The following is a 14,721-nucleotide window of genomic DNA, read 5'->3' on the forward strand; positions in this document are numbered from 1 at the left end:
CCGCCGGTATTAAAACAAAAAAAGCGGATATGCGTGCACGTGATGAGCAGTGGGTATGGGAACATTACCCGGCATCATTCAATAAGGTATTGGCAGCAGAACAAAATCCTGCTATTGATCACCACCTCCGGGATTATATTACGCTTACCAATGCGTTCACTTTTTATGACGGGGAAACTCCCTGGCGCGCCAATGTGTTAAAGGCGCTTCAACCGGAGGCCTTTTGCTTTGGCTATGGAAAAGAAGAGTTTTCGATGGTTGCAAATGCTGCAGCAGCAGGTGTGGTTATGTTGCCAACCGACCTGGCCGCCAACCTCGCCCCGCTGAGCAGTGTGTATGAACAAGCCCCGTTGAAACAGCCGGGCCACACCACGCCCGCAACGGAACAAAATGTGCACTACGTTACTTTCCTGCTGAGCGATGGTGATAACATAGGCTACGACCTCTGGAGCATGCAGGCGTATTTTAGTCATCCACTGAGGGGGACTTTCAACATGGGCTATACCATCAGCCCTTCCCTGGCAGACCTGGCGCCAGCCGCTATGCGATGGTATTATGAAAAGGCCGCCAATACAGATAAAGGCAGGGACTTTTTTGTGGCCGGGCCAAGTGGAAGCGGGTATACTTTCCCTAGCAAAATGCCGGCAGCAGCACTGGACCTGTACCTGGACCGGTTGAATACCTTTATGGAGAAAGCTGATCTGAATATTGTGAACATCCTTGACCAGGGCGCAATAGCCAGAATGGATCTGTGGGATAAATATCTCGCAAAACCCAATATAGATGCTTTGTTGTATACCGGCTATGGAGAGGCGCCGGGTGGCAGTATCCGTTTCTCGGCCAACGGGAAACCGGTGATAGAAGCGGCAGATAACTTATGGGCAGGACTGGAGGAAGAAGCTACAGTGATCAGTAACATCAATGCCCGCCCGGCGGATCCGTATAGCCGTGCAGGTTATACACTGGTTTTTGTGCACACCTGGACAAAAGATATGTCGGCCATCAACACGGTGATAAAAGGACTGAACGAAAATGTACGGGTGGTTACACCGGATGCTTTTGTGAAACTGGTCCGTAAGAATTTAGGACAAAAATAGTGGTCCCTGAAAATAAGGATGCCGGGTAGTATTTGCCCGGCATCTGTATGTTTGGAGGTGTTGTTAAAGTACCAGCTGCTCATGCAGCCGCATCAGCGTGTCTTCGGGGTTAGCGCTGCAAAAGCCCGGGTGCACCCTGGATGTTTGCACCACGCTGCTGCGCATGGCAGTGAGCCAGCGGAAGCGGCTGGCTATATCCAGCGTACCGATTGGGCCGCCGGCTTTGCTGCCTTTGGCAATTTCCACAAAGGCATCCAGGTAAGGGCGGATGGTGTTAACATCTGCCTGTGGTGACAGCGCATGTAATTTTTCTTCGTTTAAGGTATATACTGCCTGTAAAAATTTTTGTTGCCTGCAATAAAGAATGACGCCAACATTCAGAAACTCTTCCCGCTCCATGCTTGGCACCACCCGTATTACCGCGTACTCATATAAGTGATTGTCTTGCATGTTGTGCTTCTTTTACAAATACCCCGGAGTGGCTGATCCGGTTGTTTAAAAATTCAAAATATACCTGACGTCTTTCTTCCGGTGTAACATCGTTACTGTCTTCACTTTGCAGCCATGTTTCAGGGATGATGTTTACTACGGCGCGTATGCGTTCCGGTGTAAGTATTAAGCGGAAGGCGGCGTCTGCCTGTTCCAGTTCAGCGGCCTGTGGCAGCAGCACATGATCTTTTACCTGTACAAAAGGACGGAGCGATTGTTCGCGCCAGTTTTGCCAGGAGTGATGAAAGTAAAGAGAGGCGCCATGATCAATAAGCCATAGCTCATTGCGCCACATCAGCATATTGGTATTGCGCGCAGTGCGGTCTACATTGGTGAGGAGGCAGTCGAGCCACACGATCTTTGATGCCGTTAGCGGATCAATGGTATTCACCGTTGGATCGTAGGTAGCAGCGCCGGATAAATAATGCAGGGCAAGATTGAGCCCTACGCTTTTTTTCAGCAGGTCCTGTATCTCTTCATCGGGCTCTGTGCGGCCAAACGCGGCATCCAGGTTGGCAAATACCAGCTCCGGTATTTTGAGTTTAAGTATCCTGGCCAGTTCGCCGCCAATTAACTCTGCGATGAGCGCTTTTACGCCCTGGCCTGCACCCCTGAATTTCAGGGCATACAGGAACCCGTCGTCTGCTTCGGCAATGGCCGGCAGCGAGCCCCCTTCACGTAACGGCGTTACATAGCGGGTTACATTCACCGTTCTGAGCTGAAGTTGTATATCTTCTGTCATCTGATAACCTGGTTCGTTTGCTTAATATGGATCTGTACCAGGGCAAAGTAACCAAATATCTTTTATATGGAGATTAACTCCTGCAGGGGTTTACCTATAAAAGCGGCATAAGCGGCAGCTGCGGGAGCTGTTTTTTTGACGGGGCCCATCAGCTCCGTGGTAACAGTAATATGCCGGCTGCTTTCTTTCCGGCTCCAGGTACCGCTGATTTGCCCGTTGACCACAACTACAGGCTTAAAGATACCATAACCGGCAGCAGCCGGATGCCCGGCCGGGAGAATATCGCTGCGGTCTTTATAAGCCACGGCATATTCATCGTAACAGGGCAGGAGGAAAGTGGAGGGAGCGGTGCGTTTATTTACCGGGGCAGCGGCAGCAAACCAATAGGCGTTACCGTTAGTAACGGTATGGGTAAGCTGTTCTTTGTTGAGATGCAATCCTTTTTTGATGTCGGCCACATTCAGCCCGCTCCACCACTGGAAATCCTGCAGGGTAGCAGGTCCCCTGCTGCTGAAGTAGCAAAGTGTGAGCCGGGCAATGGCTTCTTCCCGGTCGGGCAGGGGCGCCGCAGGCGCACGTTCTGAGAGCAATGCGTAGGTGAATTGCTTTCCCTGCCGCGGCCCGCTGCAGATAAGCCCTTCCAGTTCCGCTTCCATCAGGAAAAAGCCCAGCCGGATATCATCTGTATTGATCTTTGCTTTGGCCAATAACGGGAGAATAGCTGCGCGGGTAAGGAATTTATGATCGCTGAGCGCATTGGTAATAATGGTATTGCTGCGTTTCAGGTCTTTATCAGTGATGCCCAGTTTAGTATGCAGCCTTTTGTTAAAGGCTTTTATTTTAGGAGCGGTAAGCTGCAGCATCCACCGGATATCTTCCGGCGCTACAAAGTGCCAGGTAGGGCGCAGTACATGGGTGCGGAGAATTTTCCCATCGTTAAAATCCTTTTCAATGGAAGCATCGGTGCTGCCCTTGATACGGTTGCCGATGGCCCATTTGGCGCCAGCGTAATCCTGGGCCTGTATACAGCCCATCCAGCGTACCAGCGCTGCCGGCTGCGTGAAGCCGGAATGGAGGAGCTGCTGCTGTTGCAGCCGGTGTTGTGCGATCTGCTGACTGTTCATATGTCAAAATTACCGGTGGTATGTGACAACCGTATGTCAGTTGGAAAAAACCGCTCACGAAACTTTTTTCAGCATTTCTTTCAGCCGGTCTTTTACCAGTGTTTTAAGGGAAGCGGGCGTAATAATGTCGGCCTGGTCTGCAAAAGTGATATACCAGCGGGAAAAGGCCTGGATACAGGGCGCTTCAAACTCCATCCGGGTATGCGTTTTGCCTGTTTTTTCCGTAATAAAGCCATAGTTGTATTTCTGTTCTGTAAGATAGCGGACCATGTTGTTGTGAACGTTGATCACCACCGGGAACGATTGCCCGTTATCTTTAGGTTTGTTTGCCAGGTATTGGTTAAGGGAGATGTGTTCCTGCTGGAATGGCCGGTTGGTATCTTTTACAGACAGCATCCTTTCCGTTCTGAAGGGATGATATCTTTTGGAGGTATTGCAGAAAGCAATCGCATTCCAGGTACCGTTTTCCCGTAAGATGCCTATCGGCTCAATATCCCGCTCATTAACACCGGTTTCGGTAGCGTATTGGATATGGAGTATCTTCTTTTCGCCTATGGCCCTGATAAGTAATGGGAGCGTATCATTGAGCAGGTAATTATGTTCGGATACCTTATGGGTAACGATATTTTCTTCCAGGTCTTCCATCACTTTTTTCTGTGCATTACGCAGTACCGCTTTTACCTTGAACATAGCGCCTTTAAAACGTTCGCTGTTTTGCAGGTCGGCATGCTGCTCCAGCATTTTTTCCGCCATGAGGAAAGCAATTACTTCTTCTTCGGTGAACATCACCGGCGGCAGGCGGTAACCTTCCATGATGGAATAGCCCAGGCCTTTTTCCCCGATCACAGGTACCCCGGCCTGTTCCAGTGAGCGCACGTCGCGGTATACGGTACGCAGACTAACATCAAAACGGTCGGCAATTTCCTGTGCCAATACCAGTTTTTTGGATTGCAGATGTATCAGGATGGCGGTTAATCGGTCGAAGCGGTTCATGGTTGAAAACAGTTAGCAGGATTCAGGTAACTAATTTACTGTTTTCCCCCGACATCGTTTTTGCGCCCTGAGTATTACCTTTGTATAGATAATCGCTTACACTTATGATGAAACGTTTGTTTGTGATGGCACTGCTGCAAACAGGACTGGCAGCTGCCTGTTATGCCCAATCTGATGAGTACCTGCAAAAGAAAAATGTGCCCGATACCATTTTACAGCCCCGCAACCTGGTGCTGGCAGGAACTTTTAACGCCCAGAAAGCTTTGTTGCAATTGTTTCCCGGGAAATACTACAACCTTAGCAAGGATAAATACAGGAATGAACTGATCAACTGGGAATGCAAAACCTGCAAGCCAAAATCCTATCCTGATGTAAACGGCGACGGGGATGCGGTATTTCCATTTGTGGAAGGCGTAGCTACCCGGCTGATCAATGAAATGGATTTTAAAGACTCCACAGGATTGCAGTACAAGGTGATCAGCTTTAACCATTCTGTATTTGATGAAGAAGGGCTGCAAACATCGCGCTTCACCGGCGGGTTGCTGGGCCTCGCCAAGTTTGTGCTTACAGACGGAGGCTGGAAACTGCGGATGTTCCAGCCGGCCATTAAAGCGTATGGTGCGTTTTCAAATTGTCCTGCGCCTAAGCCCCTGCAGATAGGAAACGACCAGTATGCATTTATGATCAAACATAGCAACGGGCCTGGTGGTGGCCCGTTCGATGGCGCACTTTTCCTGGTGGCTGGTATTAACGGTGGCTACCAGCAGGTGATGGCGGCTTATGGTACAGAAAGAACGGAGGTAGGGGCGGAAGAAGGTTTATCCAGCTGGAGCAGCGAGTACACGGTACCTGCAGGTGATAAAAAGTATTTCCGCGACATCGTGATCACGCTGAAAGGAACCGCTACCTCTACCGATACAGACGGGCTCCCGGAGGAAGTAAAAAGCCTGCTGAAAGGAAAAAATAAAATACGGTTCACCGCCGTGGAAAGATATGTATACATGGGCAGCAAAGGCTACCAGCTGCAGTTGCCAGTGAAAGCCACGTTACTCAACTGATGCGGGTTGCGGGGCGGGTATATCCATACTGCGCCCTGTAATTTTCTGCCGGTGCATTTTTCCCCACGTAGTTAATGCATGGAGTACATCGCTCAGGGTATCGCTGTAATCCGTCAGCTCATATTCCATGATATGGTTGGCATCTTCCACTGGTATTCTTCTCACAAAACCATTCAGCTCCATTTCTTTCAGCTCATTCGACAGTACCTTAGCAGAAATACCTGTCACTATACGCTGTAATTCATTAAAGCGCCTTCTATGACCTATAAGGCCCACAATGATCTTCAGTTTCCATTTACCACCAATGGCATACAGCGCATCTCCTACTGATGTAAGGGAGGCGGTACAAGCCTCCGGGGAACGTTCACAATTATTCACGTTTAACATTTTTAACTTACCTAAAGGTTAGCAGTAACAAAAAGGTAAGGCTGAACAGATAGTTACCAAAGGTAAGTAGTTTTGGAAAATTAAAACTGAAATATCACATGAGTAAAATATTGGTAACAGGAGCCACAGGTCAGCTTGGCAAAGTAGTAACAGAAGAATTATTGAAAAGAACAGCAGCGGCTGATATTGCCGTATTGGTAAGGGATCCTGAAAAGGCGGCTGCCTTGCAGGCAAAGGGGGTAAGGGTGCTCAAAGGCGATTATAATGATTACAACTCCCTGGTAGCTGCTTTCCAGGGTATTGATAAGTTGTATTTTATATCCGGGACCGATGTTACAGGCCGTATCCGCCAGCATGAAAATGTAGTGAATGCAGCAGTAGCGGCCAAAGTGAAACATGTATTCTATACCAGCTACCAGCACCAGGAAGAAGTGGGCGCTTCAGCGGTAGGGATTATTGCCGAAGCGCACCTGGCAACGGAAAAGTACCTGAAGGCTTCCGGGCTTGCTTATACCATCCTTGCACATGCGCTGTATGCGGATGTATTGCCGATGTTCCTGGGAGAAAAGGTATTGGAGTCCGGTACTATTTTCCTGCCTGCCGGCGATGGAAAAGCGCCATATGCCACCCGTTACGACATGGGAGTGGCAGGGGCTATCCTGCTGCTGGGCACCGGTCATGAAAATAAAACCTACCACCTGGCGGCGGATACCAGTTATACTTTTGGTGATATTGCACAACAACTGAGCGAGCTATCAGGTAAGCCGGTACAGTATATCCCCGCCTCCACAGCCGATTTTACCGCACAATTAACCCAGGCGGGCGTACCGGTAGAAGGCATCCATACATTGGCCGGTTTCTGCGAAGCCATAGCGCAGGGTGAATTCGATTTCCCCGACACAACGCTGGAGCAGCTGCTCGGCAGGAAACCAGAAACGCTGAAAGATTTCCTCAAAACAGTTTACGCGGATTTTGTCTGACTCAGGATTACGCTGATTATACTGATTAATTTGATTGATCATGTATGATTTTAAAGGATTCGGGGAGATAAAAACGGATAATGTATCCGCTTTTATCTCCCCGAATCCTTATAAAATCCAAAAAAATAAAATCAAATTAATCAGTATAATCAGCGTAATCCTGAGTCAGACAAAATCCGCGTCGCCGAAGGCGACCATCACGCGCTCAGCGCGGCGAAGTCCTCGTCCGACAAAGTGATAGCTCCTGCTTTGAGATTTTCCTCCAGGTGGGAAATGCTTTTGGTGCCTGGGATCAGGAGGATGTTGGCGGCGCGTTTCAGCAGCCATGCCAGGGCAATCTGGGCAGTAGTGGCGTTGTGACGCGCAGCAATTTTACTGATCTTTTCTTCCAGTGCCTGCGGACCGGAAGCCAGCGGAAACCAGGGAATAAAGGCAATACCTTTTTCAACCGTGTAATCCAGTACGGATTCCCACTGGCGGTTGCCCAGGTTGTAGAGGTTTTGTACAGATACAACAGGCAATACTTTTTCCACCCGCTGGATTTGTTCAATATTTACTTCCGACAGCCCTACATGTCTGATCTTACCGGCTTTTACCGCGGCTACTACCGGGGCCAGGGTTTCTTCCACCGGGATATTGGGATCAATGCGGTGCAGCTGCCACAGGTCTATCACTTCTGTTTTAAGGAATTTAAGGCTGTTATCGATGTCCTGGGCAATCCATTCCGGGCGGCCATCAGGCACCCACTGGTTGGGCCCCGGACGCTGGAAACCGCCTTTGGTAGCTATAACAAGGCCTTTCCTGTAGGGATGCAGCGCATCGGCAATGAGGCGTTCGTTGAAACCGGGGCCATATGCAGCGGCGGTGTCAATAAAGTTTACGCCGGCATCTACTGCATGCTGTAATACTTTGATCGCGTTGGGGCGATCGGCAGCATCTCCAAAAACGCCGTTGCCGGTTAATTGCATAGCGCCGTAACCTACACGGTTAACCGTGATGTCGCCACCTAAAGTAAAGGTAGATGCGGAGGATATTTGTGTTGTTTCCATGTTTTATAATTTGATGGATCAAAGGTAGGGGAAGGAGGACAGCTGGAATTGTGAAAATAACAGAAAGAGTTGTATAAATCAAAGAATGGGGTAAACCTCTTTAATCCTTTCCTGCTGTTTTATTTTGTTCATGGAAGTACTCCGTTATCATTTTTGCGATTGACGGTAATCCTTTTTTTAACCATGCTTTTTTTAATGAAGATTCTTTAGCCATAATTACTTTATTATCTTCCAGTTTAACAAGTAATGTGGGCTTTATCATGCCATCATACAGGCAAATGACTTTAAAAGTATTACTATAGTTGTTGATATGCTCCAGGTTTTTCTCATATACACCCTTGATTGTCCTTGCATCTACAGCATGCCCGCCTTCTTTCACCCTTAGTCTTACCCTTTGTTCACAATCTTTTATTTTGTCGAGACACAGGTAGTTAAGCTGAATCTGGTAGCCCTTGTTTTCAAAGCGGTCTATATATTTCCAATAGTCAGGGTGGGACAACGGTGTTTCTAAAACAAAGTGTTGGTTTTTAAATATAGCCTCGTCCATTTTGGAGATCAGGAAATCTTCCATCATTTGGGCAGAACGGCTTTTGATTTGTTCCTGGGAAATGCCTTCTTCAGCCAGTTTTTTTTCAATGTTGGTGCGTGTTAAATCCCTGTCGAAAGGTAAAACACCTTCAAACAATGAGGGTAACATCGATTCAATATGCGTGGATTTGCCTGCTCCGTTTGGCCCTGAAATAACGAGCAAGGTGGGCTTAGAATAATCCATTTTCTTTCATATACTGTTGCCTGATAGTAATAGATTCCGCATCTGATAAGCGCCGTATCAGCCGTGTTTCTATCTCAGCTCCAATAGTATAAACTTCCTGAATTTCTATATGCCCGTCGGCATATTCATAAAATCCCTGACCTTCTGGCAGCTTATCAGAAAGCATCAGGAAAGGAAGGTTATTGCTGAAATTTCTTTTCCGTATTTTTTCAATAGTTGCAGCAAATTTTTTATCCTGCAAAGCTATTTCTGATTCAATATTTGTCATATGTAATGGTAAGATATTATAACCTCGTAAAGATACGTAAATGCAGGCTGAAATCCAATTTTGCAGGTTTCTTTAGGGTTAATATAAGTAGTTGATAATGATATTGTTATGCAGGTATTTATAGCGCTTTTCTGATTGGCGATCTCCGTATGTGTCTATTTCTTAAAATCCTTTTTATCCGTCAGCGCATGAATAAACGCAATAATATCCCCGATCTCCGCATTGCTCAGGTGCAGCGGTGCGGAAGAAAGGGTTTGATAAGGATCATTTATCCCAAGCCCGTTGCCGCCTCCTGCATTATAGAATTCCATTACTTTTTCAAGATCCCGGAAAGCGCCGTTGTGCATGTAAGGCGCCGTCATGGCGGTATTGCGCACAGTGGGCGTTTTAAAGGCCCGCTGGTAATAGGGGATGGGAAAAAACTCATACCTGCCGGCATCGGTATCGGGGGAAGGATGCTGAAGGTCGTCGCTGGCTGTTATACCGAGATTTTCAAATTCGGTGAACTGGTACAGGGGCGGTGTAAGCCCGTTGAATAAAGGGGCGAAATGACAGGTAGCGCATTGTGCCTTACCTGTAAATAAATTGAAGCCACGGATCTGTGCGGGTGTCATGGCGTTTTTATTGCCGGCAAAATATTCGTCCATAGCGCTGTTCATAGGCGCCAGAGTGCTCAGGTATGCGGCGATAGCAGTAGCCAGGTGGGGCATGGTTACTGTCGCGCCGGTATTGCCGGGAAAGGCATCGGAAAAAGCGCTGCGGTAACTGGCGCTGTCTTCCAGGCGATGGACGATCACCGCGTGATCCCCATCCATTTCCTGTGGATTGCTGATCACGGTCAGTATCTGCTGCGCCAGCGTACCGGCCCTGCCGTCCCAGAACTGTGCATATTGAAAAGCGGCATAGGTAAGTGCCGGTGCATTTCTTTTTACCGGTGTTTTGTTATCCAATGCCATGCTGGTGCGGAGACCGTCGCTGAAGTATAATTCCGGGCGGTGACAGGTAGCGCAGTTGCGCGTGTTGTTACCGGAAAGCGCTTTTTCAAAGAATAACTGCCTGCCCAATAATTTTTGATTTTCCGTATATACGGCGCCGTTAGTAAATGTTTTAAGGTCGATGGCATCTTTACTGAACAGGTGAGGGGCATTGTAATTCAGGGCGCTGCGGGTATGCAGGTCCAATTGCAGATCGTGGATAAGCGCGCCCGTGGCTTCCTGCAGCGGCAGGCCACAGGTAGTAAGGAATTCCAGCCGGTTGAAATCGTCGAAGCCGGGATGCGCTTCCAGGTACCGGATGCATTGATCCAGGTAATGCGCCACCGGGGAAGTATTGCTGAGCCAGGGACTAAGCACTGCACGGATGGTGCGCATGGACTGCGCCGTTTCCGTGATGCCCGTTTTTAGTTCCGGCGTATCATAACCGGTAATACCGCCGGCATACAGGCGTACCAGTTCCAGGCGGATACTTTCCATAATGGCTTTGTCGCTGGTGCTGAACTGGTAAAGCAGCGATGGCAGATCGGCAGCTGCTGTACGGATCACCAGCGCTTCTGTTGCCAGTTCTTTTTTCCGGGAGAAAGGATCTTTCCCGAACAGGATCACCGCTATCTGCTGTAACCCCGATGGGGCCTGGTATTCCATGTAAGGCTCGTCTATCTCCGTTTTAGCGGGACGGTTATATACCATCGACGAGGAGAAGAAAAAGTAATCGAGAAAAAACTCTATCCGTTTATATTGTAAGCGGCATTTTTTCAGGGCTTCTTTTGCCCTGTTAACGCTGGCGGTATCATTTTTCTGAATGGCTTGTACCGCCTGTTCCAGTTCCAGGGAAGCCGCTGCGAACCCGGCGGCGCCTTCCCTGAAAATGGCAATGGTATGGGCTACACCGTGGTCATCGGTGGAAGGCGTAAAGCTGTACGCTGCCAGCAGCAGGCTGAATAACAGCCAGATGACCTTATTTCGGTGCATGTACTTTGGAGGATCCTTTTTTATTAAGGTTGCGGGTGTTCCTGTTTACGTTCTTCATCATGGTGAACTGGTCGCGGATCACACCGTCTGCGCAGATCCATTTCAGATCAAGACGGTTGCCCTGTATTTCCAGGATGGTGGACCCGCCATGATCGGCATCTGCAAAGTACATGGCATTATGTGGGTAAACGGTTTGCTTACCTCCCAGCTTGCCGGCGGAGCCGCTCACTACATATACGGTACCGGTGCTGTGTATACTGTCTTTGATATACGGCGCTGAATTACTGCTGCCGTCGTTTCGCCCGGAAGAGCTGCTGATATTGTGTTTGACGGGGTCGAAGCTGCCTGCCGGACCATAATGCCCGCTGATCATCCTGGTTCTTTCATAATCGTGGCTATGCCCGTTCAGTACCAGGTCTACCCCGTTGCGCTCCAGTATGCGGATAAAGTTTTCGCGGATATGTATCAGCTCATCTTCTTTGTCGGAGTTATGAGAGCCCATGGTATATGGCGGATGATGCCAGTAGGCAATCACCCATCCTTTATTTTTATTGGCGGCCAGGTCTTTTTTTATCCAGGTAGCCTGCGGACCGGTGGTATCATACAGGCGGTAAGCGCTGTCTTCTTTGCCGTAGCTGTCGAGCGACAGGAAATGAATATTCCCGATATCAAAGGAATAGAACGCAGCGCTGTGAGAGGGCAATCCGCCGGCTTCCCCTTCCGATGGCATGGAAAAGTTCTGATAGTAGTTGGTTTGGTGGGTTTGCTGCGCCATGGCGGCAGAGATATCAGTATCATGATAGTCGTGGTTGCCCGGTGCGGGGAACAGGGGATATTTCTTCAGCAGGTCATCTTTATAAACATTAAAAAACTTGCTTTGATACTCCGCATCGGTACCGTCGGGATAAGCATTATCTCCCAGTAATATCCATGCGTTCAGGTAATTGCCCCCAATATATTTTATCAGCTGTTCCTTTACCAGTTGCTGGTTGGGAGAGCCATCGCCGCAATCGCCCAGCGCTGCAATGCGGTACAGGCCCGTTTTGCCGGCTTCAGGCAGGGTCATGAAGTAATTGTCGGCGTTGCCCTGCAATACATCTTTGTAACCCCCAATGGAATAATAATAGCGGGTGTTGGGTTGCAGGTGGGTGAGCAGCACTTTATGCTCGGTAACCAGGCCGGCATCATCTGCCTGCTGATCCAGTTTATCAGGCGACGTGCCGTATTTCACACGGCTGCGGGAAGAAACATCCGTGCGCCAGCGGATCATCATTTGCTGTGTACCGGCGGCCTGCAGGTAGGGGCCACGGATCAGCTTTGCAGCAACGGGCACTTTCTTAACGGCGGCATCCTGCGCCTGCGCCGGGTACAAACCGGCGAACAGGCACAGGGATGCGAGAAGGATAGATTTCATATAGGAGATACTATTTTTTTGTTGGCGCTGATTCCAGCTCTTTCCCCGCAATATCTTCCCAACGGTAATAATGGAAGGTGCGGTCATCGCTCATCACTACAAATAATCCATGTTTGAAAGTATTGTTCAGCGGCACGTTCACGATGTCGGACCCATCGCTATGACCGGCGCTTACTTTCACCACTTTCAGCAGTTTATGCTGCGTGCCTTCCCTGTTGAAGATATGAAATTTGTTGGCTCCCTGGTCAGAAACCAATATATAACCTTTGCCGGCTGTTGTTTTATAAACAGAGATGCCTTCATGATCTTCTGTAAAACCGGTGGTACCGAAAACGGATAATTCTTCATTCCCTTTTTCGGGGTCGGCATAGTATTGCCTTACGCCGTATTGCTCATCGGAATAATACACGTAACCGTTTTCATTATCCACGGCAATGGATTCTATTTCCTTTTTACCGCTGTAATGGCCAAACCTGCGCACCAGTGTGGCTTTTATTTTCCCGGCGCCGTTGTCGGACAGGCGGTACTGCCATAAGTAGGTGCCATCCTGTGGACCGGTTTTGCGGCCTGCAATTACATATTGTTCCCCGCTTTTACTGGTGTACACAGCTACGCCCATAAGGTCACGGAACTGGGTACCGGTTTCGCCTTCAAATGCAGGGATACCGCCATCATCGATGGGCTGCATATCCGGCAGGGAAAAAAAGCGGAGCTTATGGGTGATGCGTTCGGTAGTAACGGCATAGTCTATACGTTTTCCGTTGAGGAGCAAACCATAGGCGATGTCCACGTTATTCGGGCGTTGCAGGTTGGGCACTACCTGTTTAATCTTCCCCTGAAGGTCAAACACATACAGGGCCCCTTCGGCAGATTTATCGGTGCCTATTACCAGGCTTTGTGAAGGGTCCTGGGGGTTAATCCATATGGCCGGATCATCGGAGTCAAACTTTACCGGTTCGGTGATCACCACGGGCCGGATGGCGGCTGTATCCGTATTGGCCTTCCCGTTAACAGGTACGGGCAGCTGTGCGCAGGCGGTAAAACACAGCAGTCCCGTAAGAACCGCTGTGGAGAATAATATATTACGTGTAGTCATTACAGTGAGATCGCTGTTTTAGTTTTTAGCGCCAAAGGCGCCAATGAAAGAAGACGGGGCGGGAGAGGCATAATTAATGCCGTTCAGCTCCAGCCCGTTGGGAAAGTTACGTGTAAAGGCAGTAGTACCGGCGCCCAGCGCAGGTGAGCCCGGCAGTAAACGGAAATCCCAGCTGCTGTTGAAATCAGGATTATCCATCGGGGTATTCAATGGATAGTTTACAAATTTCGGATCGTTCTCACCGGCTTTGGTACCAATCACATTTTGGGTACCGCTCACAATATCCTTTGCAGGCTGGAATTGATCTACCGTTGCCTGGTTAAAGCCATAATAAAGATTGTTGCTCACAACAGAGCGGGCGTCTTCCGTTTTTTTGGTATCTCTCTTGATGCCAAAACGTGCGTTGGCAAACAGGTTGTTATGCAGCTCGGCAAACACGGTAGCTTCCAGCCAGATGGAGCCGCCCTTTACGGTGGGTCTTCTCCAGCCGGTGTTCAGCATGGTATTGTTATAGGCAATCACATGCGCCTGTGGGCTGCGCTCACCGGAATTGGATAATTTAAGGGCGTTGGTATTGGTGGAGTAAAACAGGTTGTAGCTCACATCCGCAATACAACCGGATTTTATGTTGATACCTTCTCCACCGGTGATACCGGTAGTATAAAATTTATTATTGGAGAAGATGATCTTACCGCCTTCAATGTAAGTACAGTCTTCATTAAAATATCTTACAATAGAATTGTTAACCACCAGTTTCCCATTCACATTGCTGTACCATAATGCGGGCACGGCTTCTCCGCTCACTGCTTTATACAAGCCCATTTTTACAGAAGAGGATGACTCGGTGGTAACAGCGCCGCCGTATTCCAGGATGGTATTGTCGAGCAGCAGTTCTGCACATGATTGTGCCGCGAGGATACCACCCCATTGTTTACCAAATTTGCGGCTTTCGGTACGAAGGTTTTCTTCAATGGTAAACCGTACCGGTTGTTCCGGTGTTCCCATGGAATACAGGTTACCTTTTACAATCACTTCCGGCTTTACGAGTGTATCCATGATCACCAGCACGCCCTCTTCGATCACCAGTGTTTTGCCTTCAGGAATAATGATGTCGCCGGAAACACGCTGAACACTGCCTTTGGGCCAGATGCCCCAAACTTCGCCATGCACATTGCCGGAGCCAATGATGCTTTCGCTGAGATCCACATCGCTGTTTGCTTTTTTACAGCCGCTGATGATGGTCAGGACCAGTGCAGCGTAAAAGAGAATATTTTTATATTTCATG

Annotated in this window: 15 protein-coding genes; 3 read left to right on the forward strand and 12 right to left on the reverse strand. The window is 48.8% G+C overall.

From position 1 onward, the window contains the following. The coding region (locus VIM72_RS05175; RefSeq protein WP_332001801.1) for a hypothetical protein at positions 1-1,097 on the forward strand (1,097 nt) is incomplete at its 5' end. Positions 1,098-1,160: 63 nt separating this feature from the next. Here VIM72_RS05175 and VIM72_RS05180 read toward each other — a convergent pair. From VIM72_RS05180 to VIM72_RS05195, 4 genes are all read right to left on the reverse strand, one after another. Then, complete coding sequence (locus VIM72_RS05180) at positions 1,161-1,547, reverse strand: DUF3037 domain-containing protein (RefSeq protein WP_332001802.1); 387 nt, start codon at positions 1,545-1,547, stop codon at positions 1,161-1,163. Then, a complete protein-coding gene (locus VIM72_RS05185) occupies positions 1,525-2,328 on the reverse strand; it encodes a HipA family kinase (RefSeq protein WP_332001803.1) in 804 nt (267 codons plus the stop codon). The genes VIM72_RS05180 and VIM72_RS05185 overlap by 23 nt, the downstream gene beginning before the upstream one ends. 62 nt (positions 2,329-2,390) lie before the next feature. Next, positions 2,391-3,452, reverse strand: a complete 1,062-nt coding sequence (locus VIM72_RS05190) for a winged helix DNA-binding domain-containing protein (RefSeq protein WP_332001804.1) — start codon at positions 3,450-3,452, stop codon at positions 2,391-2,393. Between the two features lie 54 nt (positions 3,453-3,506). Beyond that, the gene (locus tag VIM72_RS05195) at positions 3,507-4,445 is read right to left on the reverse strand and encodes a YafY family protein (RefSeq protein ID WP_332001805.1); all 939 of its coding nucleotides are present in this window, start codon (positions 4,443-4,445) and stop codon (positions 3,507-3,509) included. A 104-nt stretch (positions 4,446-4,549) separates the two neighbouring features. Between VIM72_RS05195 and VIM72_RS05200 the strand changes: the two genes are divergently transcribed. After that, complete coding sequence (locus VIM72_RS05200) at positions 4,550-5,503, forward strand: hypothetical protein (RefSeq protein ID WP_332001806.1); 954 nt, start codon at positions 4,550-4,552, stop codon at positions 5,501-5,503. On the opposite strand, the gene VIM72_RS05205 is transcribed toward VIM72_RS05200, so the two are convergent. Continuing rightward, the gene (locus VIM72_RS05205; RefSeq protein ID WP_332001807.1) at positions 5,492-5,890 is read right to left on the reverse strand and encodes a helix-turn-helix domain-containing protein; all 399 of its coding nucleotides are present in this window, start codon (positions 5,888-5,890) and stop codon (positions 5,492-5,494) included. The genes VIM72_RS05200 and VIM72_RS05205 overlap by 12 nt on opposite strands. A gap of 98 nt (positions 5,891-5,988) precedes the next feature. On the opposite strand from VIM72_RS05205, the gene VIM72_RS05210 reads away from it, so the two are divergent. Then, positions 5,989-6,870: an SDR family oxidoreductase gene (locus tag VIM72_RS05210; RefSeq protein WP_332001808.1), complete on the forward strand. Its 882-nt coding sequence runs from the start codon at positions 5,989-5,991 to the stop codon at positions 6,868-6,870. A gap of 197 nt (positions 6,871-7,067) precedes the next feature. Here the strand turns inward: VIM72_RS05210 and VIM72_RS05215 are convergent, their stop codons facing one another. The 7 genes from VIM72_RS05215 to VIM72_RS05245 all read right to left on the reverse strand — a co-directional run bounded on the left by VIM72_RS05215 (position 7,068) and on the right by VIM72_RS05245 (position 14,720). Continuing rightward, positions 7,068-7,919: an aldo/keto reductase gene (locus VIM72_RS05215; protein ID WP_332001809.1), complete on the reverse strand. Its 852-nt coding sequence runs from the start codon at positions 7,917-7,919 to the stop codon at positions 7,068-7,070. Positions 7,920-8,019: 100 nt separating this feature from the next. Further along, positions 8,020-8,691: a zeta toxin family protein gene (locus VIM72_RS05220; protein ID WP_332001810.1), complete on the reverse strand. Its 672-nt coding sequence runs from the start codon at positions 8,689-8,691 to the stop codon at positions 8,020-8,022. Beyond that, the gene (locus VIM72_RS05225) at positions 8,678-8,959 is read right to left on the reverse strand and encodes a hypothetical protein (protein ID WP_332001811.1); all 282 of its coding nucleotides are present in this window, start codon (positions 8,957-8,959) and stop codon (positions 8,678-8,680) included. The genes VIM72_RS05220 and VIM72_RS05225 overlap by 14 nt, the downstream gene beginning before the upstream one ends. A 155-nt stretch (positions 8,960-9,114) precedes the next feature. Beyond that, positions 9,115-10,926 carry a cytochrome-c peroxidase gene (locus VIM72_RS05230; RefSeq protein ID WP_332001812.1) on the reverse strand — a complete coding sequence of 604 codons (1,812 nt, stop codon included), beginning with the start codon at positions 10,924-10,926 and terminating at the stop codon, positions 9,115-9,117. Further along, positions 10,913-12,340 carry a metallophosphoesterase family protein gene (locus tag VIM72_RS05235; protein ID WP_332001813.1) on the reverse strand — a complete coding sequence of 476 codons (1,428 nt, stop codon included), beginning with the start codon at positions 12,338-12,340 and terminating at the stop codon, positions 10,913-10,915. Before VIM72_RS05235 ends, VIM72_RS05230 begins: the two co-directional genes overlap by 14 nt. 10 nt (positions 12,341-12,350) lie before the next feature. Next, the gene (locus VIM72_RS05240) at positions 12,351-13,436 is read right to left on the reverse strand and encodes a phytase (protein ID WP_332001814.1); all 1,086 of its coding nucleotides are present in this window, start codon (positions 13,434-13,436) and stop codon (positions 12,351-12,353) included. 18 nt (positions 13,437-13,454) lie between these two features. Next, a complete protein-coding gene (locus VIM72_RS05245) occupies positions 13,455-14,720 on the reverse strand; it encodes a hypothetical protein (protein WP_332001815.1) in 1,266 nt (421 codons plus the stop codon). Between the last annotated feature and the right edge of the window lies 1 nt (position 14,721).

It is taken from the genome of Chitinophaga sp. (assembly GCF_036569185.1).
Lineage (GTDB): Bacteria > Bacteroidota > Bacteroidia > Chitinophagales > Chitinophagaceae > Chitinophaga.